The following is a 25,431-nucleotide window of genomic DNA, read 5'->3' as shown; positions in this document are numbered from 1 at the left end:
AGCTCAGCACAGGCAACATCCATTTAAACTCAATCACCATAGCCCTTAGACATTAGCTCAGGGTAAACGCGATGCTAATTTCCTTTAATTGTCTCATTTATTGCACTTTAAAACTCATAACGATTCCCCCGTATAAATCGGGTTAATCTGCCTTAGCCAGCTCTTCTTTGGGTTTCGTTCGCATTAAACCCACCATCATGACTAAGGCTGTCAAAATAATCACTTGTATCACCAAGGAGTTATTCACCAAGTCAATGGATTGACTTACAGGAATACTTAAAAACAAAAGGATAGTAATTAAACCCCGAGGAGCCAGATAAACGAGCGGACTTATTTGCAATCTGAATAACTTTAAGAAAACCATTCTTAACACAAATAAGCCAAGTGTAATCAAGACCGCCCAAGAAATGGTATCTACATTTAATATTTCTTCTATTTCAATAAGAAATCCAAATAAGAGAAAGAACAAAGCCCTTATTAAGAATGTTATTTCAGTAGTCAGCTCTTTGAATTTATGTACCTCCTTATTGAAGTTGATTGGGTGAAACTGCTGAATGAATTTATAGTGCCTTAATTCATCTATGTTTCCCATAAACAAACCAAATAACAAGATAAATATGAGTGCTGGTAAATGAAAGATTTTGGAAAAGGCATAAATAAGTGTCAATAGGATGATAATAGGAATGAATTTTATGTGGTGCTTTATTTTATGTAAGAATAAAGCAAGAGCTAAAGTGGCTATAAAAGAAACAAAAAGCATACACAAAATTTGCACTACGAAAAACAGAATGGACTCTGTATTGAAATATTCATTTAGCGTTATGAAATTGAAAAAAATAACGCCAAATATATCCGAGAAGCTACTCTCATAAGTAATAAATTCCTTGTCTTTTGCCAAGAGATTAACTGCACTTGGAATAGCAATGGCACTGCTTATGACCGCAAAGGGTATGGCGTTGGCCAAAGCAATCTTGAAAGGAACCTGTCCAAAATACTGAAAGACATAGGCAAGACCAAAACTTAAAAGTATTAAAGGAATTAAAGCGAGAAGCGATGACTTTCTAATGACTTGAAGTTTGGATTTATTAATCTCTAACTCTAAAGAACCTTCTAAAACAATCAAGATTAAACCCACAGTACCTAAAACGGGTAATACTGGCGTAAGATCAGGGATATTTATTGAAAAAAAATCTCCTACCTGTTTGGTCAAAAAGCCCAATACTAGGAGTAGGATGACAGACGGAATTCGAGTTTTGGCTGAAGTAATATCAAAGAGATAAGCCATTAAGATCAGTATACAAATCGTAATAATTACAGTCATACACAAAAAATTATATGGATAAAAAGATTCTTGAATATCTAAGAAACATTACCGCTCTTACTTTGGGTTATTAAATTTTATTCAACGCATATCGTCCTTATGAACAAAGCTTCTTATAAAGTCGAATGTTGATATAAGTTCGTGATTATACTAAATGCTTATTTAAAATAATATGTCAGATCATTAACATGGCTACGATTTAATTACTTTAATGAAATAAAATCTTCGTATTGTTTTAATTTATATCATGTAAACTATCTGAACGTACACACAGTTTATATATGACGCAAGCACAGAATATGCTCTTCAATATTTACCCCCGAATTATGAACAAGGATATCGGCAATATCTTTAAGGCTGATATTCAAAATTTCTAGTGCTACTTTCTAGGCGAGTACTATTCCCATTACGGATTCTAACATTCAAAATATATGCTTCGGGAATGAATGACAAGAACGCTTCCCTAAATTTATTTAGCAAGTTGTTTTTACTTACCAGAAACACTTTGAAAAAGACAACTTTTTACGCTCCTTATTAAACGCCTACATCACAGTACAGGACACCTTTTGGTACTTTTAAGCATATGTTTGAAGTTAAAAACCTGAATTATTCTTTTTTTAACACCGAATAATTTAAAGTAAAAAATGAATCTTTAAGAATGAGACTACTACTATTAGCACTGTTTTGCCTTCACTTGTTTCCTTTGCAAGCTCAAAAACAACAATCCCAAAAGCCGAACATTATATTCATCTTGACTGATGACCAGCGATTTGATGCTTTAGGCTATGCGGGGAACAAACTGATTTCTACGCCCGAAATGGACAAATTGGCTGAAGAGGGTACCTACTTTCAAAATGCTATGGTAACCACGCCTATTTGTGCGGCAAGTAGGGCAAGTATACTTACTGGGATGTATGAGCGTAAACACAATTTCAATTTCCAAACAGGAAATATTCGAGAATCATATATGATGAATTCTTATCCCACTGTTCTAAAAGAGAATGGTTACAAAACAGGTTTCTATGGGAAATATGGTGTTAGATACGACAATTTAGAAAGCCAGTTTGATGAATACGAATCCTACGACCGGAATAATGCCTTTCCTGATAGAAGAGGTTATTATTATAAAACCATTGGAGAAGACACCGTACATCTTACTCGCTATACAGGACAGCAAGCCATTGATTTTATTGACAGATCAGAAGCAGATAAACCTTTCTGTCTTTCGCTAAGCTTCAGTGCTCCTCATGCACATGACTCCGCAAAGGATCAATACTTTTGGCAGAAGGAAACAGATGAATTGCTTCAAGACATCGAAATGCCCGATCCCGACCTTGGCGAAGATAGCTTCTTTGAGTCTCTACCAAAAATAGTGCGTGATGGCTTTAACAGATTACGCTGGACATGGCGTTACGATACTCCAGAAAAATATCAGCATAGCGTAAAGGGTTACTACCGCATGATTTCAGGTATTGACCTCGAAATAGCCAAAATTCGTGCGGAGCTTAAGAAAAAGGGATTAGATCAAAATACGGTTATCATTCTTATGGGTGATAATGGTTATTTTTTAGGTGAGCGACAACTAGCCGGAAAGTGGCTGCTTTATGATAACTCTATTCGGGTGCCACTTATCGTCTTTGACCCTAGACAAGTCAAGCAAAAGGACAGTGACGTGATGGCATTAAATATTGATGTACCCCCTACTATTTTAGAGCTTGCTGGTATTAAACAACCTACAGGCTGGCAAGGTAAAAGCTTGATGTCCATTGTAGAAAACTCAAATAAAGACTTTGGTCGAGATACGGTGTTAATAGAACATATTTGGGAGTTTGAAAACATTCCGCCTAGTGAAGGTGTTCGTACCAAAGACTGGAAATATTTTAGATATGTCAATGACCAATCCATTGAAGAACTGTACAATCTCAAAGACGATCCTAAGGAGATAAACAACCTGGCTAAAAATCTTAAGTATCAAGAAAAGCTAAAGGTCTTTCGTCTAAAAACGAATAAACTTATTCTAGCATATTCTGATGAATATTCTGAAGGGCCTCGCGATTTGATTGTGGAGTGGATAAGAGATACTAAAGATGTTGAAATAATAGATAGCAAACCAGAATTTGGTTGGGTCGTGCCAGATGGTGCCGTTACCCAATCTGCCTATCAAGTTTTGGTGGCTTCTTCTGAAGAAAACATAAACAATAACATTGGTGATGTTTGGAATAGTCAGCAAGTGCGTTCCAATAGATCTATTGAAATAGAATACCAAGGTCAACCTTTAACTCCTGGAAAAACATACTACTGGAAATCACGTATTTGGGATCAAGACAATCGACTTTCCAGATATTCAGAGATTCAATCTTTTAAAATGGGTAGTCCACGAAAGACCATCACAACGGCTAATAGTTTCCAAATTGATAGAATCAAACCTTCTGTTTTCGAAAAACGTGAAAACACCTATTTCATAGATTTCGGGAAAGCCGCCTTTGGTACCATTGATTTTACATATAAGGCAAAAAAGGCACATGTCTTAACCTTTAGAATTGGGGAACAACTGGATGGCGAAAACATAAACAGGACGCCGTTTCCTAAAAGCCATATCAGGTATCAAGAAATTAAAATTCCGGTTAAGCCTGGCCAAACCGAATACCAGCTTCCTATAAAAGTAGACCGAAGAAATACCTTGCCGGGTAAAGCTCTACCACTTCCAGATGGGTTTCCAGTTATGATGCCGTTTAGGTATGCCGAAATAGAAGGTACACAAGAGCTATTAGGAGCTCAAAACCTTACACAGTTAGCTTATCACAGTTATTGGGATGAGTCTGCCAGTGCTTTTATAAGCTCAAACGATATCCTAAATCAAGTTTGGGATATATGTAAATACACCATCAAAGCCACCACTTTTAATGGGCTTTACGTAGATGGTGACCGAGAACGAATTCCTTATGAGGCGGATGCTTATTTGAATCAATTAAGTCATTACACGACCGACCGTGAATATGCCATTGCCAGGCAAACCATAGAGTATTTTATGGAGCATCCCACCTGGCCTACCGAATGGCAACAGCACGTGGCACTCATGTTTCATGCTGATTATATGTACACTGGAAACACAGAGCTTATAGCGAAGTATTACGAAAAACTAAAATTCAAAACACTTTATGAGCTGACAAATGAAGATGGCCTGATAACTTCTACCAAAATGACTCCAGAATTAATGGCAAACCTTGGTTTCCCTGAAATCATGAAGGAGACTTTTAGAGATATTGTAGATTGGCCCTCTGCCGGCTGGGGAGGTGACCCTTCCAACAAAGGTGAGCGTGATGCCTATGTTTTTAAAGATTATAACACCGTCGTGAATGCTTTTTATTATCAAAACATGAAAATCATGTCAGAATTTGCCAAAGTTTTGGGCAAAACCCAAGAGGCAACCGACTTTGAATTGCGTGCTCTAAAGGCTAAAAAAGCGGTGAATGATCAAATGTTTGACTCGAAGCGTGGCGTCTACGTGGATGGCATAGGTACAGACCACGCGGCCTTACATGCCAATATGCTTCCGCTTGCCTTTAATATGGTTCCTGAGGAGCATCTTCAATCTGTGGTAGAACATGTGAAATCTCGGGGGATGGCCTGCAGTGTTTATGGCTCTCAATATTTAATGGATGGTCTTTATAATGCAGGAGCTAGCGATTATGCCTTAGAACTTTTGGTAGATACCAGTGACAGAAGTTGGTATAATATGATTAGAGCAGGCTCTACGATGACTTTAGAAGCATGGGATTTGAAGTATAAAAATAATCTCGATTGGAATCATGCTTGGGGAGCAGTACCTGCCAATGTAATACCAAGAGGACTTTGGGGAATTCAACCTAAAACTCCGGGTTTTGGCATTGCCAGCATTAAACCACAAATGAGTAAATTGAAAAATAGTCAAATTGAAGTGCCTACCATAAAAGGAACCATCAAAGGGAGCTATGAATTTATAAACCCACGTTTACAGGTATTTGAAATTGAAATTCCTGCAAATATGGTTGCTGAGTTTGAGATAGCTCCTGAACCCGGAAAAGAGTTGATGCACAACGGCCAAAAAGTAAATGCGGCTTTCAGCTCAGTCCGTTTGAGCCCAGGAAAACATGAAATAAAATTAGTTATAAACTCATTTTAAAAAATCCGACTAGCGAAAAAGTGAGTGATTAATCTAATTTTTAGGAGCGTTCGATATCAAGATATCGAACGCTCATTCTTTTCAGATGAATCTGGAAGTCAAAATATTTAAATAATGTCTTCTTTGCCCGTTTTAGAAAGGTGTCTTCATCCTATCACATAGAGATTGAAAAAGGTAAGTGATGTATGAGGAGGTAAACAGTCTTGCAAATTCTGGTTCCCTGCCACTTTTCTCCGCGTGTCACCAAATAATGTCACATTGACCACTGTAAAGGGATATTTTTCTTTGAATTTTCAATTAAATTGTAAGGATTAGAACTAAATGTTTGCACTTCTGATATTATGCCAATAACAAGCAGGTACTTATTTGACCATTTTTAAAAGTAGCTCGTTATAAGGTTTGTAAAGCTCATACTTTCCGAATAAATTAGCATCCTATTGAAAAGATACCTAAGAATAAATTTATGACGAAATCCAAATTTCGCCGCTCTGTATTGCTACCTTTTATAGTAACTTTCTTACTTCTCGGGGCTACTTCTTGTTCCGAAATAAAAGACAAAAAAGTACTTTATTTTGCTCATTCCTTACCTATTACACACCCTGTGCATAAAGGAATTCTGGCATTTCAGGAGTCGTTGAATGAAAAATCGGAGGGTAAACTCCAATTAAAAATATTCCCGGATGCTCAGTTGGGAAGTGAACGTGAAGTACTTGAATTGCTGCAAATTGGTAGCGTAGCTATGACCAAAGTGAGTGCAGCATCTATGTCGAGTTTTGCCCCAGAATATGAAGTTTTGGGAATCCCATATTTATTCAAAGATTCGGAGCATTTATTCCGTGTATTAGAAGGTGAAATAGGAAAAGAGCTCTTAGCCGCAGGGAGCGAATACTTACTTCGAGGCTTATGTTTTTATGATGCAGGAAGCCGTAGTTTTTATGCAAAAGAAAAGGCTATTCAAACACCTAGCGATTTGAAAGGCATGAAGATAAGGGTGATGAGCGATAAAATGTCGGTGGATATGGTGAACACTTTAGGCGGTTCTGCCACGCCAATGGCTTACGGAGAATTGTATACGGCCCTGCAACAAAAAGTTGTTGATGGAGCAGAAAATAACATCCCATCGTTTGTGACTTCAAACCATTATGAAATCTGCAAATACTATACTTTTGACGAGCATAGCATGATACCTGACGTAGTGGTTATGAGTTCTACTTTTTGGAAAACATTAAGCGAAACAGAAAAAAAATGGGTACAAGATGCTGCCAACGAAAGTGTCGTTAAAGAAAAACAATACTGGAAAGAAACCGTAGAGGAAAACATGAAAGTGCTTAAAGAAGCTAATGTTCAATTTATCTATCCTGATAAAACCTTGTTTTCCGATCAAGCGGAAGCTCTTACCAAAATTTTGATGCAAGATCCTAAAAAGAAAGCAATGATTGAGCGTATCAGAGCTGTTGGTGTTCAAGAATAATAGCCAATTATCAACATATAATTCAAAATGCAAAAAACATATACTTTTCTTAGTAAATCCATCGAAAACATGCTTGTGGCCATCTTCGGTTTGCTTGTCATAGACGTGGTTTGGCAAGTGGCTTCTCGCTATATCATTGGGCAATCGAGCTCTTTTACTGAAGAATTTGCCCGTTTTTCATTGATCTGGCTTGCCATTTTAGGTGCAGCTTATATAAACGGACAAAAAGAAGGACACCTATCCATGGATTTTCTTGTCACCAAATTGCCTCCAAAGAAGCAAGTGGCACGCAAGAAAAACATTCAATTATTTATGATATTATTTGCCATTGTTGTTATGGTTATTGGTGGTGGTAATCTTGTATATATCACTTTAAAACTTGGACAAACATCCCCAGCTTTACATGTGCCTTTGGGTTATGTTTATGCCATTGTTCCAGTCAGCGGCTTACTTATTATTTTCTTTTGTGTTCATCGGATTTTAGAAGATAAAGAATAAGACTCAATACCTAATGTCCATCACCTACTGCTAACTGAAAAAACAAAAACATGAGTATCGAAACTATCAGCATTATTTTGTTATTTATTACATTTTTTGGATTACTGGCTTATGGCGTTCCAGTGGCGTACTCCATTGGAATTTCGACAACATCTACACTTCTGCTCAATATTGCGTTTATGCCTGCCATAACTACGGCTTGCCAACGCATGACAACAGGGATTGATAATTTTGCCTTACTGGCAATTCCGTTTTTTATATTGGCGGGAGAGGTGATGAATCGAGGAGGGATTGCCAACCGACTAATTGCCTTTGCAAAATCTTTAATTGGAAGTCTTCCCGGTGGAATGCTCTATGTAAATACACTTGCTGCAATGCTTTTTGGAGCCATTTCGGGTTCGGCCATTGCTGCGGCATCAGCTATTGGCAGTACACTCACCGAAAAAATGGCAAAAGACGGCTATCCACGAGACTTTAGTGCTGCCGTAAATATTACTTCTTCTACCACTGGTTTGCTAATTCCGCCAAGCAATGTCTTCATTATTTTCGCATTGGCTAGTGGTGGTACTGCTTCTGTAGCAGCACTATTTATAGCAGGTTATATTCCAGGTTTATTAGTAGGAGCCACCATTATGCTTATGATTTACCTATATGGTAAACGCAATGGACTGCCGATGGGTGAACGTGTTAGTTTGAGACAATTATTTATTGACTTCAAAAACTCTATTCTAAGCCTTTCGCTGCTTTTTATCGTTGTAGGCGGTATAGTTGGCGGAATTTTTACAGCAACAGAGGCTGCCGCAATTGCCGTAGTTTATGCCGTTATTTTAGGCTTTATAAATCGAGAATTAAAACTAAAAGATTTTAGATCCATTTTGCTTAAAAGTGCCAAAACAACTGCCATAGTTATGTTTTTGATTTGCACATCTATGGCGATGTCCTGGTTGTTCTCATTTGAGAGCATCCCACAAATGTTTACCGACTTTCTCATAGAATCTGTAAAGAATCCCTTTTTGGTGCTTTTGGTTATTAATATTACGTTGCTGGTTGTAGGTACCTTTATGGACATGACACCCGCTGTACTCATTTTTACACCTATCTTTTTACCAGTAGTAATGGCCTTGGGCATGCACCCTGTTCAGTTCGGTATGGTGATGGTACTGAATCTTTGTATTGGCGTTTGTACGCCACCAGTTGGTACACTTTTATTCGTAGGCAGTGGCGTGGCAAAAGTGCCAGTGACCAAAGTCATAAAGAAACTCATGCCGATTCTCGGGGCAATGACCATCGTTCTTTTAATCATCACGTATGTTCCTGCTATATCACTTTGGTTGCCAAGGTTTTTCGGGTTGATTGAGTAAGGTTTTCATGATATGAGCCGCTTTAGTACCTGCTGTGATGAGGAAGTCTCATCAGTAAAAAGTAAGCTGTGAGAATTACTTATTTGAAAATATCCTCAGATAGGAGTCCAAGTAAAAAGAGGCTGTCTCACACTTTTGAGACAGCCTCTTTTTTATCTTTAGCAGCTTTGTAGGTCAGCATGGTATAGAGTTCTACATCTAAAAGGCTATTTTTCGTCTGTAGCCAGAAATTTTCACATATTTCTGGCTATAATAACTTTACTAAATCTTCCAAATCTTGATTTTTAGAGTTATGCCCAAATTCAGAATTTAACAGCTATCCCCCAACTTTTGGTTTTGGTCCAACAGAAGAAACAACGCTTCAGCAGAATCTTTCAAGCGAGGCGTCGCAGCGTGCTAAGATCAAAGCTTTTAGATCTAGGTTTAGAGGTGTCAGGAGTATTGAATTCTTCCTTTTTAGACTATGTCAAATTTATGCTTAAAGAACTCATCCCCCAGATTTTGCACTTGACCCGAGTTTTCCCAAAAGTCAGAATTTAACATCTATAAAATTGGAAGAACTAGTAAAGCTATTGTTGCCCGAATTGTTAGTCGATAATTTCAATCTGATAAAGGTCGATAAGGATAAAAAGACTGAAATTCTGCGAATTTACTTAGAAGAGAAGTTGGATATTCCACAGGAATTATCAGAACTAAAACTTCATTCAAAAGGCTTCTATGATGAAATAACCATCCAAGACTTTCCGATTCGTAATTACAAAGTGTTCCTTCATGTCAAACGTCGTAAATGGAAGGATTTGGAAACAGGAAAGAACGTAACAAGGAATTGGGAAATAGTAGCTCAGGGAACTCGAATGACAACAGAGTTTGCTGCTTTTTTAAAAGAATTCAATAGATACACAGGCTATTGATGTCGAAACGGTTGGCAAGTTCTTCGGATTGAATGGGAAGAAACTACAGCGGCAGTATAAGAATCATTTAAGCGACTTCAAAAACTGGAAGCAAAAGCCAAGAGCCAAAGAATGGCTAATCTACCCACAAAATATGGGAGAATATCTGTCAATAGATGAAACTAGCCTTTCGGATGGAGAACTCTATACTATTCTGACCAATAAAGAAGCGAAAGGAAAAAAAGGGAGCATTGTTGCCATCATAGCAGGCACTAAGGCGGCTGATATTATAAAAGCCCTACGTAAAATACCAGAGCCTAAACGTAAGAAAGTCAAAGAAGTAACCCTTGACATGGCTCCTAATATGGAGTTGGCTATCAAAAAATCATTTCCTTGGGCCAAACGAGTTACCGATAGGTTTCACGTACAAAAATTAGCCTGGGATGCGGTGCAAGAAATGCGAATCAAGCATCGTTGGGAGGCTATAGACCAAGAAAGTGATGCCATCGAACTTGCAAAAGTAAAGGGAACTCCTTATAAACCTGAGATACTAAGTAATGGCGATACACTCAAGCAGCTTTTAGCTAGAGGTAGATATGTACTTTATAAACGACCAGCAAACTGGTCTAAGTCGCAAGCCGAAAGAGCTGCTCTATTATTTGAACGCTATCCAGATATTGAAAAAGCCTTCGGACTGGGTATTAAACTAGCCGAGATTTATGACAAAACCACTGACCAAACTTATGGTTTAGCTCGACTAGCCAAATGGCATGAAGAAGTAAGACAAGCAGGCTTTAAATCCTTTAATTCAATTGCCCGAACATTTGAGCATCATTACAGAACTATTCTTAATTATTTTGATAATAGAAGTACCAATGCTTCAGCAGAATCTTTCAATGCGAAAATCAAAGCTTTTAGATCTAGGTTTAGAGGTGTCAGGAGTATTGAATTCTTCCTATTTAGACTATGTCAAATTTATGCATAAAGAACTCATCCCCCAGATTTTGCTCTTGACCCCCAAAATGGACCCATCACGAATTCGGGAAACCATAAAAAAAGAAAAAGCCTGACAATCTTTAGATTATCAGGCTAATATCTCTCACATTTCTGTGACCCATACGGGAATCGAACCCGTGTTTCAGCCGTGAAAGGGCCGTGTCCTAACCGCTAGACGAATGGGCCGACTGGTCCCATAATTCGTTGCAAGAAGCGTAAAAACTTACCTGTTTTTGACATTATGTCCAACTCGTTTCCGAATTGAGATGCAAAAGTACACGAAGGAATTGGACTACACAAGTCCTGAGTAAAAATAATTCAATTATTTTTAAAAATATTTTCAAAATGCCTCTTAAACGGCCATTTCAGCCAATTGTCGTATTTTTGGACACTCGAAATGAAAAAAATATATTTCATCCTATTTTGGCTAAGCACCTTTACTTCTGTAATAGGTCAAAATCTGATGTCCCCCTCGGCCTTTTTAGGATATGAGTTGGGAAGTAGATTTACCTTTCATGCTGACTTAGAGCGATACTGTGATCACATACTGGCCTCTAAACCTCAACAATTCATCAAACTTAATTATGGTAAGACAGAAGAAGGGCGAAATCTGTTTGCTATTCTTCATTCTTCAAACGCACTGCCTTCAAAAATTGAGAATAGAAGAATTAATCATTTAAAAAACATTGGCTTGTTAGAGGGTCCCAAAACGTCCGAAAATACTTTAATCTCCTGGTACAGTTTCAACATACATGGAGACGAAGCCTCGAGCTCTGAAGCGGCCATGGCCTATTTATTCTTCCTCGCCACTCACGATATCGTACAGGAAGATATAGTCATTATAGACCCATGCCTAAATCCAGATGGCAGAGAGCATTATGTACAGTGGTTTTCTGCTGTGCACTTAAAACAAAGTTTATATCATAAAAATGCCTTTGAAAGAAGCCAACCTTGGCCAGAAGGCAGATTCAATCATTACTTAAGTGACCTCAACAGAGACTGGGTATGGCAGGTTCAGAAAGAAAGTCAACAAAGATTAAAACTCTATAATGCTTGGATGCCACATGTCCACGCAGATTTTCATGAGATGGAGCCTAGGAAAAGTTATTTCTTTCCCCCTCCTGCCGAACCCATACACGAGGCTACAGAGGCCTACCAAAAGCGTCTTTTAAATAAAATTGGTGCTGAGCTTGGACATGTTTTCAAGGAAAAAAAGTGGGATTATTTCTCAGAAAAAGAATTTGACTTACTTTATCCCTCTTACGGAGACACCTACACCACATTTAACGGTGGGCTGGGACTTACGCTAGAACAAGGAGGTGGAGATAAAGCAGGATTACTATTTATCAAGGAAAATGGCGACACTTTAAGTCTTAAATCCAGAATTGACAAGCATTTTGAAGCGGCTAAAACCCTTCAAATATCTGCGGCTAAAAATAGAAGGGAAATTCTGACCAGCTTTCAAAGCTATCATTTAAACACGCTTAGCCAAGGAAATGGCTATTATAAAGAATTTGTACTGAAAAATGACGTCCCTGCGAAGACCAAATCATTAACACAGCTGCTTGAAAAACTTGGAATTGTATATACTTATTCTAGAGAAAATAAATCTTTAATAGGTTTCAACTTTCAGAATAAGACACTTCAAAATTTTGAAATTGGTATTAACGATATCGTGGTTTCCACCTATCAACCCAAAGGCCACCTGGTAAGGGTTCTTTTTGAACCACACACTTCCATGAAGGATTTTAAAACCTACGACATTAGTGGCTGGGCTTTACCCTACCTTCACCACATAAATTGCTATGGATTATCGGAGAGAATTGATGCCATTACCGATAAAAAACCCTCTGAAATTTCATGGACCACCTCGCCATCGGATACTTCAGGATTAGAAATCAAATGGAACTCGCCTGCTGCGGTTAAATTCTTGGCAGAAATACTCACAAAAAAGGCCTCTATAAGGCTTAACGCTCTCAATGGAGCCACTTCCCTAGTTTTAATAAAAGAAGAGAACAAGAGCCGTTTTAAAGAACTCACAGCACTCGCAAGTCAGCTATCTCTTGATTGTAATCCCATCCATAAGAAAACAGTTAGAAATATCATTAAACGTGAGCTCCCTTTGATAAAAACACCGAGAATAGGTGTCTTACAGGGTGAGGGATTTTCAGAAGAAGAACTCGGAGACATTTTATTTTACTTGGACAAATATCTGTCGTATCCGTTCTCTCAAATTTCTGTCAACAGTTTTGACCGCATAGATTATGACGATTTTGACATTATCATTGTTTCAAAGGGAGATGTTGGGAAGGTTGAATTTGACGATGATAAACTAAAAAGATGGTTAGCTCATGGTGGTAAACTTATTCTCATTCAAAGTGGTTTGACGCTTACAGAGAAACTAAAAATTGGCACCTTAAATGACAAAAACCTGGAAGAGATAAATTATTCAGAGGACAGATATAAACCAACTAATTTAATTCAAGGTGCCATTTTCAATACCGCTATTGCAAATCATAGCCCATTAAAATATGGTTTGGAAGATGGCCTAAACTTTCTAATGGAGGATATTCCTCATTATGATGTTCTAAAGTCAAAAACCCATCATGCCTCTTCCATTAATTATTCTAATTATTTAGGTGGATTTGTAGGAGAAAATGCCATGAATTATCTGGAGAATTCCTTCATTTTAGGTTCTTATTACTTTGGAAATGGAGTCATTTATCAATTTGCCATAAACCCCTTGTTCAGAGGAATAATGGAAGATGGGAAAGTTCTGATGGGCAATGCCTTATTTCTATCGAAACCCATTAAGGCATCGGTAGACCAAATACTTAAATAGGAAATAGGAATCCACAATGAATATGTTACAGCGGTCAACGCGAATAACATTTCTTTTATGAACCGTTTCTCAGCACCTTGAGCTGTTCCTTACATCATTAACGCCCAAGCATTTTATATCTCACTCCATTGAAGCTGCAACGGCTTTTAATAACTTCAAATCGGCATGCTCTGGGTGTCACTTCTTCTGTACACTCAAGATATAACAAATCAGCTCCATAACTAAGCTAAATTCAACAATCATAAGGAGCACTATTTTTCCAACTTACGTAACTGACTCACTGACACTCTATCCTTCATAACGGTATATTATAAACACGTCAAAGTCTTCATTAGCGTTCAAGCTTAAACCCAGTTTATACATAGAGAATCGTAATGAGTTTTAAAGTGCGATAAATCAGACATATAAACGAGGTTAGCATAGCGGTTTACCCTGAGCTAATGTCAGTGGTTCTGGTGATTGAGTTTAAATGGATTTACGCCTGCACTGAGCCTGACGAAGTGGACTGATTTGTGTTACCCTTGGCTTGCCGATTGGAAGCAATTTAGTTACGGTCCTGATAAAATCGGGAGATTGCCTAATGCATAAAGTGGGTTAAACATAAAAAGTCCGTCAAAGCAATGCTCTGACGGACTCAAGGTTTATTGTTTCAATTATTATATTATCTCGCGATGGTAATATAGCCTACCAAAGGCTTAGTATTCTTATCGGTCTTGATGTTATAGAAGTAAGTACCATCTGGAACAAACTCATCACTATCAAACCTAATACCTTGGTTAGACCTACCATTCCACTCAAGCACTTTTTCAAGCGTCTCAATGTTTTCTGGTCTCCATACTAAGTGTCCCCATCTATTGTAAACTTCTAGGTCGGTAACTTTAACACCCGTTGGGATATCTAGTTTCCAAGTATCATTTACACCATCGTCATTAGGAGAGAAACCACCTGGCAATACCAGATTCACATCAGATGAAATTGGTAAAGTAACTACTGTCGGAGAAGAATTTCCTACTTCTAGGGAGTCTCCATCATTCGAGCTATCCGTTACTATAGTGCCTGCACCTAAACCACTTCCTATGACCTGATTCTTATACGGCCCTGCTACGCCTTCATGATATAGTCTTACTGTGAAGTACACACTATCAGACTTACCAACTTGAAGGATACTACTGCTATCAGCTAACAGAAGCTTCGTATCCGTTTTACCGTTGAAGTTACTGTTTATATGAAGCTGACCATCGGCATTTATAACCGGCGTACCCACTATTTCAAAGTCCAAGGTATCGCTGAAAGTTAATAACAGACTGTCAACCAACTGAACATTGCTCAAGTCTACATTACCTACGTTTTTAACAATGACACGATAAGTAATATCATAGCTGATATCATTATGTTTAATTGCTTCTACCGCTCTTAGACTTACGCCAATTGCAGGATTTGCAGATAAGCTATCCACATCAAACTTAACTGGTGTAGCCTCATCGTTATTTCTTGGGTCTCCATCATTGTCAGGGTCTGCAGATAATCCATTTGTAGACGTATCACTTACTCTGTTAGAATCTTTCCCTGCATATCCGATGGCGGTGTTAAAGAACTGGTCTGTACTAGCTTCAGTAACATCAACCACAACTTTAAAGTCTATTGCAAATCTGCCACCCACAGCTAGTGTACTTAACGAGTCTACCAATAGATTAAGTCCACCTACTTTTCCTGTGAAATTAGGATTAGCAACCAATGTACCTGTTGTATTTACCGAGATGGTATCACTAACTATCACAGCTCCATTTCCGAATGTTCTATCTAGATCATCCGTCACTTGAACATTTGTGAGAGCTCCGCCACCCATGTTAGATACATAAATGGTGTATGGTACTTCAAACTGATTGTTTCCAAGATTCACAAAGTCTCCAACCACTTTAGATACACCTATCAAGTTGCCATCTATTGGGTTGTTGATAACAAACTCACTTATATTATTAGAAAGTGTATTATCAATCTGGTCGACTTCGAGTAACTCCGCTTTATTTACAATCTTACCTGCTGCTGTTACTTTTGAAACATATGAGAACGTGGCATTTGCACCAACTTTCACTGAATCAAATGTGGCCGAGATAATTCCATTTACAAAGCTGGCATTACTGCTAGCAGATACAAATGTCAATCCGTTTGGCAAGATATCTCTCACCACTACTCCTGTAGCAACATGCTGACTAAGGTTACTCACTTTTACCGTATAAGTAACGCTATCTCCAACGTTCACTGAGCTAGATGAACCTGTTTTCACAACAGCCACATCTACATACTGCGTAGAATCCACTACGACAGAATCTGCTCCACAATCTGTGATGGTTACTTTGATAGCCGAAGGCACGCTGTAACATCCCAAGTTACTTCTTTCAAACACATAGTAAGTTCCTGATGAAACCATACCCGTATTTGTAATTAGTGGAGAGTTCACCGAGTTACTCGTATGGAACTCAAGTTTTCCTGTTGGAGTGCTCGTTATCGCACTGCTTAAGTCTACCGTTTCAAACGGACAAACATTGGCAATTGTGGCCAATACCACCGGTTTAACTACGGCACCACCTACTGATATTGTAACTTCATTAGATTTTGCACTTTGACAAGTTCCAATGTTAGACTTACAGATGGCAGTATATGTATAAGTACCCACTTCTGTTGGAACAACCTCAAGTACACCTCCCGTCTGGCCATTTGACCAAACTAAAGTTCCAGTACAACCCGTTCCAGTAATTGAAGCCTTCTCACCAAGACAAATCGTTGTTGTTTTACAAGCGATGAATGGTTTGTTAGGTAGGCCTACAGCAATCTCTAGAGAATCTGCATTCGGGCTCTTACAAGTTCCATTTGAACAGAACGCTGTAAACTTAGTGCTCTCTTCAAGACTCACTGAAATAGTGTTTCCTGTAGCCCCTGTCGACCATGTCACTATACCACTACATCCATAAGCTTTCAGCGTCACTGATTCACCAGGGCAAACCAAGTCTGTGCTACAAGATAATGTAGGTTTCTCTGCTGAGCCAACCGTAATAGTTACCGGGTCAGAAAGAACACTGATACAGTTATTTCCTTCCTTACAGATGGCTGTATACTTCGTGGTCGCAAACGGTCTCACTACAATAGAGCTTGTGGTTTGCCCTGAAGACCAAATCACGGCACCGTTACAATTGTTAACCGATAAGGTTACATCTGCTATTTCACATATATTTAAAGTACTTGCGGTAATAACCGGTTTCTTCACATCACATGTGCCACAGCCATTCACTTTTCTAGTAATCACTACGCCCTCAGACTTGACACTAGTACCACATGTATTGGTACAAGTAGCCATATAAGTGCCCACCGAATCAATTACGATTGATGCTGTTGTGGCTCCAGTGCTCCAAGTTATAGTTCCCATACATCCTGATGCAGAGATTATAGCACTTTCGTTCTCACAGATCTGGTTTGTGGTAGTTGAAAGTATTGGTGCAGAAGGTTTTCCTCCTGATGTAATAACTGCTTTTTCAGATGGCATACTGGTTCCACAAGCATTAGTACAAGTGGCAGTATATGACCCAGCAGCAGTTACATAAATAGTATCACCTACCGCTCCGTTACTCCATTTCACTGTTCCAGTACAAATGTCCCCAATTAACATGGCAGAATCTGGAAGACAAAGGCTCGTTTTGTTCGCTAGAATTCTAGGAGGTGATGGATTACCATTGCTTCCTATAACTATTGCTCCAGAAGAACCGCTTTCGCCACAGCTATTCACACATTTCACCGTATAAGTACCTGCACCTACTTGAATTATCTCACCAGTTGCACCATTACTCCATACATAGTTGAAATCACAACCAATTCCTTTCAGTGAAGCTTTCTCCTCTCCACAAACATTCACTCTGTCTGTCGTGATGATAGGCGTGTTTGGTACACTGGTTTTAATAATTTCAACCTTATTGCTTACAGGACTATCTCCACAACTTCCTTTACAAATTGCAGAATAAACGCCAGCCTTACTTACAGTTATTGATGTTCCAGTAGCACCTGTTGACCACAGTATGGTACCTGAGCAATTCACTCCAGCTATGGTTAAGCTTTCTGCTCCACATATTTCAAGCTTAGTAGCAGAAATGACCGGTGCAGCAGGCGTTTCACTTACTTTTATTACTATTTCAGTGCTCTTATCAGAAATTCCACAAGTACTGGTACAAGTAGCCGAATATGTTCCAGCACCTACTTGAATAGAAGCACCCGTTTCTAATGTACTCCAAGTAATAACACCAGAACAGTTTGTCGCTGTTAAAGTCGCCTTATCTGTTCCGCACAACGCTGTCTTATCTGCTTTCACTGTAGGCGGGTTTGCTTTTGTACCTACCACTATTACTACAGCGTTACTCTTATCTGATGTTCCACAAGCACTACTACAAGTAGCAGTATATGTTCCTACCCCTACTTGAAAACTGGCTCCAGTAGCTCCTGAACTCCATACCACTGTTCCTGAACAATCGCTGACAGTCAAGGTTACTTTTCCTGTTCCACAAACTTCCGATCCACTTGCGGTTACGGTTGGCTTAGCAGGTTTAATTCCAGAACCAATCACTACTTCATTACTATGTACTGATGTTCCACAAGAGCTGGTACATGTAGCGTAGTATGTTCCTGTACCCACTTGAATAGTAGTTCCAGTTGCTCCTGAGCTCCATGTTATAGTTCCAGAACAGTTAGTTGCTGTTAAAGTAGCTTTCTCTGTTCCACAAACATTAGGCTTGCTAGATGTAATACTAGGAGCTGGTGGCACAACACCACCATTAATAACTACTTCATTACTGTTAACCGAAGTTCCACAAGAGCTCACACATGTTGCAGTATATGTTCCGGCCCCTACTTGAATACTAATTCCTGTAGCTCCTGAGCTCCATGTTATAGTTCCAGTACAGTTAGTTGCTGTTAAAGTAGCTTTCTCTGTTCCACATACTTCTGTTTTATTAGCAGTTATGCTTGGTGCAGTTGGTGCTACGCCACCGCTTATCACTAACTCATTACTTACAGCAGACGCTCCACAAGCGTTTGAACATGTTGCGGTATAAGTACCCGCTCCTACCTGAATGCTAAGCCCTGTGGCTGCATTACTCCAATTCACAGTACCAGAACAATTTGTGGCTGTTAAAGTAGCCTTATCTGTTCCACATACTTGTGTCTTATTAGAGGCTATAGTTGGTGTAGCAGGTGTGTTTCCTTTTCCTATAACAATAGGATTAGAATCAGAGCTTGCTCCACAATCATTTACACACTTCACTGTATAGGTTCCTATTCCAACGGAAATCATACTTCCTGTGGCACCATTACTCCATACAATATTATAATCACATCCTATCGCTAATAGATTAGCTTTATCATCTCCACAGACCGATGTTTTGTCTGAAGTCACAATAGGTGTGTTAGGCGTATTCACTTTATTGATATCAATCACATTACTTCCTACAGACTGTCCACAAGAATTAGAACATTTAGCCCAATAAGAACCTTTGCCAACTGATATCGTGGTCGTTGTTGCTCCTGTACTCCATAATAATTCCCCTGAACAATTAGAAGCTGTTATGGTCACTTTCTCATCACCACATATTTGAGTTTTCAAAGATGTAATTACTGGTGCATTTGGTGCAACACCTTGACCAATGGTCAATTCATTGCTCTTAGGCGATGTCCCACAAGAAGTGCTACATGTCGCCGTATACTTCCCAGCACCTACTTCAATGCTCGCCCCTGTAGCTCCTGAACTCCAAGTTATCACTCCTGAACAGTTCGCTGCTGTTAACGTAGCCTTGGTTGTTCCACAAACTTCCGTTTTCGAAGAAGTGATGGTAGGTGCCGTTGGTAACACTCCAGTAGTTATAGTTACTGATTCACTATTTTCAGATACACTACATAGGTTTCTACATTTTGCAAAGTATGTACCTGCTCCTACTTGGATTTTAGAACCATTAATTCCAGTACTCCACTCTATCACGTCACTACAACCTGTTGCTGTTAATTCAACCAGTTCTGCTCCACAAATAGATGTTTTGCTAGCAGTTATGGTAGGCTTCGTTGCCGTGGTATAAACATTTATTACCAAGGCAGCAGATGCCACGCTAGCTCCACAGTCATTTGAACAAGTAGCGGTGTAGCTACCAGCAGTGGAAACTACAATTTGAGTTCCAGATTGACCATTACTCCATTTAACTGTTCCAGTACAACCAGTAGCAGTTAAAGTAGCAGATTCACCTGGGCATAGATCCGGTTCTGTACAAGATACCGTTGGCGGATTAGGCACAGCTCCTTGACCAATGGTAATCGTGTTACTCTTATCTGATGTTCCACAAGAGGTGCTACACGTTGCCGTGTAGGTTCCTGCTCCTACTTGGATACTTGCTCCAGTAGCTCCTGAACTCCAGGTAACTGTTCCTGCACAATTCGCAGCCGTTAACGTCGCCTTATCCGTTCCACAAACCTCTGTCTTATTTGAAGTAATACTTGGGGCTGATGGTGGTGTTCCGGTCGTTATCGTTACGGTGTTACTATTTACTGACGCTCCACAGCTGTTGCTACAAGTGGCAGTATAAGTTCCTGCTCCTACACTTATCGTTGCTGTTGTTTCATTCGTGCTCCATTTCAAGTCTCCTGTACAGCTTGTCGCTGTCAAGGTCGCTTTCTCTGTGCCACAAACTACCGTCTTATTCGGTGTAATCACTGGGGCACTTGGCACAGCTCCTTGACCGATGGTAATCGTGTTACTCTTATCTGATGTTCCACAAGAGGTGCTACACGTTGCCGTGTAGGTTCCTGCTCCTACTTGGATACTTGCTCCAGTAGCTCCTGAACTCCAGGTAACTGTTCCTGCACAATTCGCAGCCGTTAACGTCGCCTTATCCGTTCCACAAACCTCTGTCTTATTTGAAGTAATACTTGGGGCTGATGGTGGTGTTCCGGTCGTTATCGTTACGGTGTTACTATTTACTGACGCTCCACAGCTGTTGCTACAAGTGGCAGTATAAGTTCCTGCTCCTACACTTATCGTTGCTGTTGTTTCATTCGTGCTCCATTTCAAGTCTCCTGTACAGCTTGTCGCTGTCAAGGTCGCTTTCTCTGTGCCACAAACTACCGTCTTATTCGGTGTAATCACTGGGGCACTTGGCACAGCTCCTTGACCGATGGTAATCGTGTTACTCTTATCTGATGTTCCACAAGAGGTGCTACACGTTGCCGTGTAGGTTCCTGCTCCTACTTGGATACTTGCTCCAGTAGCTCCTGAACTCCAGGTAACTGTTCCTGCACAATTCGCAGCCGTTAACGTCGCCTTATCCGTTCCACAAACCTCTGTCTTATTTGAAGTAATACTTGGGGCTGATGGTGGTGTTCCGGTCGTTATCGTTACGGTGTTACTATTTACTGACGCTCCACAGCTGTTGCTACAAGTGGCAGTATAAGTTCCTGCTCCTACACTTATCGTTGCTGTTGTTTCATTCGTGCTCCATTTCAAGTCTCCTGTACAGCTTGTCGCTGTCAAGGTCGCTTTCTCTGTGCCACAAACTACCGTCTTATTCGGTGTAATCACTGGGGCACTTGGCACAGCTCCTTGACCGATGGTAATCGTGTTACTCTTATCTGATGTTCCACAAGAGGTGCTACACGTTGCCGTGTAGGTTCCTGCCCCTACTTGGATACTTGCTCCAGTAGCTCCTGAACTCCAGGTAACTGTTCCTGCACAATTCGCAGCCGTTAACGTTGCTTTATCCGTTCCACAAACCTCTGTCTTATTTGAAGTAATACTTGGGGCTGATGGTGGTGTTCCGGTCGTTATCGTTACGGTGTTACTATTTACTGACGCTCCACAGCTGTTGCCACAAGTGGCAGTATAAGTTCCTGCTCCTACGCTTATCGTTGCTGTTGTTTCATTCGTGCTCCATTTCAAGTCTCCTGTACAGCTTGTCGCTGTCAAGGTCGCCTTCTCTGTTCCGCAAACTACCGTCTTATTCGGTGTAATCACAGGGGCACTTGGCACAGCTCCTTGACCGATGGTAATCGTGTTACTCTTATCTGATGTTCCACAAGAGGTGCTACACGTTGCCGTGTAGGTACCTGATCCTACTTGGATACTTATTCCAGTAGCTCCTGAACTCCAGGTAACTGTTCCTGCACAATTCGCAGCCGTTAAAGTCGCCTTATCCGTTCCACAAACCTCCGTCTTATTTGAAGTAATACTTGGGGCTGATGGTGGTGTTCCGGTCGTTATCGTTACCGTGTTACTATTTACTGACGTTCCACAGCTGTTGCTACAAGTGGCAGTATAAGTTCCTGCTCCTACACTTATCGTTGCTGTTGTTTCGTTCGTGCTCCATTTCAAGTCGCCTGTACAGCTTGTCGCTGTCAAGGTCGCCTTCTCTGTGCCGCAAACTACCGTCTTGTTTGGCGTAATTACTGGGGCAGCTGGTGGTGTTCCGGTTGTTATTGTAATAACATTAGATTTAACACTCTCGCCACATAAGGTCTTACAAGTAGCGGTGTAGCTTCCTGCTACCGTTACTGTAATACTCGCTCCTATTTCGCCATTACTCCAGTTTACTTCTCCGTTACAATTCGTGGCACTCAACACTGCTGATGCTCCTGAACATAACTCCAGCTTAGTTGAAGTTATAACTGGCACCGTTGGCTTAGGTGGTGTTTGAATCGTAATCTTCTTTGTACTTGTGGCACTACCACAGTTATTCGTACAAGTCGCTGTATAATCTCCAGCTGTGTTCACCTGAATCTCGGTGCCTGTAGCTCCGTTGCTCCAAGTTATTGTTCCTGTTGTACAACCTGTTGCTTTCAAGGTAGCATACTCACCATCACAACAAATACCCTTGTTTGTACTGATATCTGGGGCGGTTGGTGCAGTTCCTTGACCGATGGTAATCGTGTTACTCTTATCTGATGTTCCACAAGAGGTGCTACACGTTGCCGTGTAGGTTCCTGCTCCTACTTGGATACTTGCTCCAGTAGCTCCTGAACTCCAGGTAACTGTTCCTGCACAATTCGCAGCCGTTAACGTCGCTTTATCCGTTCCACAAACCTCTGTCTTATTTGAAGTAATACTTGGGGCTGATGGTGGTGTTCCGGTCGTTATCGTTACGGTGTTACTATTCACTGACGCTCCACAGCTGTTGCTACAAGTGGCAGTATAAATTCCTGCTCCTACGCTTATCGTTGCTGTTGTTTCATTCGTGCTCCATTTCAAGTCTCCTGTACAGCTTGTCGCTGTCAAGGTCGCCTTCTCTGTGCCACAAACTACCGTCTTGTTTGGCGTAATCACTGGGGCAGCTGGTGGTGTTCCTGTTGTTATTGTAATAACATTAGATTTAACACTCTCGCCACATAAGGTCTTACAAGTAGCGGTGTAGCTTCCTGCTACAGTTACTGTAATACTCGCTCCTTTTTCTCCATTACTCCAGTTTACTTCTCCGTTACAATTCGTGGCACTCAGCACTGCTGATGCTCCTGAACATAACTCCAGCTTAGTTGAAGTTATAACTGGCACCGTTGGCTTAGGTGGTGTTTGAATCGTAATCTTCTTAGTACTCGTTGCACTACCACAGTTATTCGTACAAGTCGCTGTATAATCTCCAGCTGTGTTCACCTGAATCTCGGTGCCTGTAGCTCCGTTGCTCCAAGTTATTGTTCCTGTTGTACAACCTGTTGCTTTCAAGGTAGCATACTCACCATCACAACAAATACCCTTGTTTGTACTGATATCTGGGGCGGTTGGTGCAGTTCCTTGACCGATGGTAATCGTGTTACTCTTATCTGATGTTCCACAAGAGGTGCTACACGTTGCCGTGTAGGTTCCTGCTCCTACTTGGATACTTGCTCCAGTAGCTCCTGAACTCCAGGTAACTGTTCCTGCACAATTCGCAGCCGTTAACGTCGCTTTATCCGTTCCACAAACCTCTGTCTTATTTGAAGTAATACTTGGGGCTGATGGTGGTGTTCCGGTCGTTATCGTTACGGTGTTACTATTCACTGACGCTCCACAGCTGTTGCTACAAGTGGCAGTATAAATTCCTGCTCCTACGCTTATCGTTGCTGTTGTTTCATTCGTGCTCCATTTCAAGTCTCCTGTACAGCTTGTCGCTGTCAAGGTCGCCTTCTCTGTGCCACAAACTACCGTCTTGTTTGGCGTAATCACTGGGGCAGCTGGTGGTGTTCCTGTTGTTATTGTAATAACATTAGATTTAACACTCTCGCCACATAAGGTCTTACAAGTAGCGGTGTAGCTTCCTGCTACAGTTACTGTAATACTCGCTCCTTTTTCTCCATTACTCCAGTTCACTTCTCCGTTACAATTCGTGGCACTCAGCACTGCTGATGCTCCTGAACATAACTCCAGCTTAGTTGAAGTTATAACTGGCACCGTTGGCTTAGGTGGTGTTTGAATCGTAATCTTCTTTGTACTTGTGGCACTACCACAGTTATTCGTACAAGTCGCTGTATAATCTCCAGCTGTGTTCACCTGAATCTCGGTGCCTGTAGCTCCGTTACTCCAAGTTATTGTTCCTGTTGTACAACCTGTTGCTTTCAAGGTAGCATACTCACCATCACAACAAATACCCTTGTTTGTACTGATATCTGGGGCGGTTGGTGCAGTTCCTTGACCAATGGTAATCGTGTTACTCTTATCTGATGTTCCACAAGAGGTGCTACACGTTGCCGTGTAGGTTCCTGCTCCTACTTGGATACTGGCTCCAGTAGCTCCTGAACTCCAGGTAACTGTTCCTGCACAATTCGCAGCCGTTAACGTCGCCTTATCCGTTCCGCAAACCTCCGTCTTATTAGAAGTAATACTTGGGGCTGATGGTGGTGTTCCGGTCGTTATCGTTACGGTGTTACTATTTACTGACGCTCCACAGCTGTTGCTACAAGTGGCAGTATAAATTCCTGCTCCTACACTTATCGTTGCTGTTGTTTCATTCGTGCTCCATTTCAAGTCGCCTGTACAGCTTGTCGCTGTCAAGGTCGCCTTCTCTGTGCCGCAAACTACCGTCTTGTTTGGCGTAATTACTGGGGCAGCTGGTGGTGTTCCGGTTGTTATTGTAATAACATTAGATTTAACACTCTCGCCACATAAGGTCTTACAAGTAGCGGTGTAGCTTCCTGCTACCGTTACTGTAATACTCGCTCCTATTTCGCCATTACTCCAGTTTACTTCTCCGTTACAATTCGTGGCACTCAACACTGCTGATGCTCCTGAACATAACTCCAGCTTAGTTGAAGTTATAACTGGCACCGTTGGCTTAGGTGGTGTTTGAATCGTAATCTTCTTTGTACTTGTGGCACTACCACAGTTATTCGTACAAGTCGCTGTATAATCTCCAGCTGTGTTCACCTGAATCTCGGTGCCTGTAGCTCCGTTGCTCCAAGTTATTGTTCCTGTTGTACAACCTGTTGCTTTCAAGGTAGCATACTCACCATCACAACAAATACCCTTGTTTGTACTGATATCTGGGGCGGTTGGTGCAGTTCCTTGACCGATGGTAATCGTGTTACTCTTATCTGATGTTCCACAAGAGGTGCTACACGTTGCCGTGTAGGTTCCTGCTCCTACTTGGATACTTGCTCCAGTAGCTCCTGAACTCCAGGTAACTGTTCCTGCACAATTCGCAGCCGTTAACGTCGCTTTATCCGTTCCACAAACCTCTGTCTTATTTGAAGTAATACTTGGGGCTGATGGTGGTGTTCCGGTCGTTATCGTTACGGTGTTACTATTCACTGACGCTCCACAGCTGTTGCTACAAGTGGCAGTATAAATTCCTGCTCCTACGCTTATCGTTGCTGTTGTTTCATTCGTGCTCCATTTCAAGTCTCCTGT

Annotated in this window: 9 protein-coding genes and 1 tRNA gene (1 of these 10 running past the window's edge); 7 read left to right on the top strand and 3 right to left on the bottom strand. The window is 40.6% G+C overall.

Annotation, left to right across the window (positions count from 1 at the left end; translation table 11 throughout):
- Positions 1-142: 142 nt before the first annotated feature.
- Positions 143-1,285 (bottom strand): cation:proton antiporter, encoded by a 1,143-nt coding sequence (locus ACSBFT_RS21430; RefSeq protein WP_463048231.1) that lies wholly within the window; start codon positions 1,283-1,285, stop codon positions 143-145.
- Between the two features lie 694 nt (positions 1,286-1,979).
- Here ACSBFT_RS21430 and ACSBFT_RS21425 point away from each other — a divergent pair.
- From ACSBFT_RS21425 to ACSBFT_RS21400, 6 genes are all read left to right on the top strand, one after another.
- Positions 1,980-5,483 carry a sulfatase-like hydrolase/transferase gene (locus tag ACSBFT_RS21425; RefSeq protein ID WP_489602371.1) on the top strand — a complete coding sequence of 1,168 codons (3,504 nt, stop codon included), beginning with the start codon at positions 1,980-1,982 and terminating at the stop codon, positions 5,481-5,483.
- Between the two features lie 463 nt (positions 5,484-5,946).
- Positions 5,947-6,954: a TRAP transporter substrate-binding protein gene (locus ACSBFT_RS21420; RefSeq protein ID WP_489602370.1), complete on the top strand. Its 1,008-nt coding sequence runs from the start codon at positions 5,947-5,949 to the stop codon at positions 6,952-6,954.
- A gap of 27 nt (positions 6,955-6,981) precedes the next feature.
- Positions 6,982-7,452 carry a TRAP transporter small permease gene (locus tag ACSBFT_RS21415; RefSeq protein WP_463048227.1) on the top strand — a complete coding sequence of 157 codons (471 nt, stop codon included), beginning with the start codon at positions 6,982-6,984 and terminating at the stop codon, positions 7,450-7,452.
- Between the two features lie 56 nt (positions 7,453-7,508).
- Positions 7,509-8,813 (top strand): TRAP transporter large permease, encoded by a 1,305-nt coding sequence (locus ACSBFT_RS21410; RefSeq protein ID WP_463048245.1) that lies wholly within the window; start codon positions 7,509-7,511, stop codon positions 8,811-8,813.
- Positions 8,814-9,364: 551 nt separating this feature from the next.
- Positions 9,365-9,724, top strand: coding sequence for an ISAon1 family transposase N-terminal region protein (locus tag ACSBFT_RS21405; protein WP_489601691.1), 360 nt, complete (start codon positions 9,365-9,367; stop codon positions 9,722-9,724).
- Positions 9,725-9,752: 28 nt separating this feature from the next.
- Positions 9,753-10,688 (top strand): ISAon1 family transposase, encoded by a 936-nt coding sequence (locus tag ACSBFT_RS21400; protein ID WP_489601806.1) that lies wholly within the window; start codon positions 9,753-9,755, stop codon positions 10,686-10,688.
- 125 nt (positions 10,689-10,813) lie between these two features.
- Here the strand turns inward: ACSBFT_RS21400 and ACSBFT_RS21395 are convergent.
- Positions 10,814-10,885: transfer RNA gene (locus tag ACSBFT_RS21395), tRNA-Glu, on the bottom strand.
- 211 nt (positions 10,886-11,096) lie between these two features.
- On the opposite strand from ACSBFT_RS21395, the gene ACSBFT_RS21390 reads away from it, so the two are divergent.
- Positions 11,097-13,541 carry a M14 family zinc carboxypeptidase gene (locus ACSBFT_RS21390; protein ID WP_489602369.1) on the top strand — a complete coding sequence of 815 codons (2,445 nt, stop codon included), beginning with the start codon at positions 11,097-11,099 and terminating at the stop codon, positions 13,539-13,541.
- Positions 13,542-14,202: 661 nt separating this feature from the next.
- Here the strand turns inward: ACSBFT_RS21390 and ACSBFT_RS21385 are convergent.
- A protein-coding gene (locus ACSBFT_RS21385; RefSeq protein WP_489602368.1) for a DUF7467 domain-containing protein crosses the window boundary here: on the bottom strand, positions 14,203-25,431 show its 3' portion. The gene runs 22,980 nt beyond the window's last position; 11,229 of the gene's 34,209 nt are visible here — the last part of the coding sequence; its start codon lies off the right edge, out of view; its stop codon occupies positions 14,203-14,205.

The organism is Arcticibacterium sp. SM2516 (assembly GCF_057914865.1).
The sequence above is the reverse complement of the archived record's forward strand: the minus strand, read 5'-3'. Positions and strand labels throughout refer to the sequence as shown.

What these genes read in the sequence shown, in the direction of transcription:
- ACSBFT_RS21430 (WP_463048231.1), bottom strand. Translation starts at nt 1,285, where the DNA reads ATGGCTTATCTCTTTGATATTACTTCAGCCAAAACTCGAATTCCGTCT.
- ACSBFT_RS21425 (WP_489602371.1), top strand. Translation starts at nt 1,980, where the DNA reads ATGAGACTACTACTATTAGCACTGTTTTGCCTTCACTTGTTTCCTTTG.
- ACSBFT_RS21420 (WP_489602370.1), top strand. Translation starts at nt 5,947, where the DNA reads ATGACGAAATCCAAATTTCGCCGCTCTGTATTGCTACCTTTTATAGTA.
- ACSBFT_RS21415 (WP_463048227.1), top strand. Translation starts at nt 6,982, where the DNA reads ATGCAAAAAACATATACTTTTCTTAGTAAATCCATCGAAAACATGCTT.
- ACSBFT_RS21390 (WP_489602369.1), top strand. Translation starts at nt 11,097, where the DNA reads ATGAAAAAAATATATTTCATCCTATTTTGGCTAAGCACCTTTACTTCT.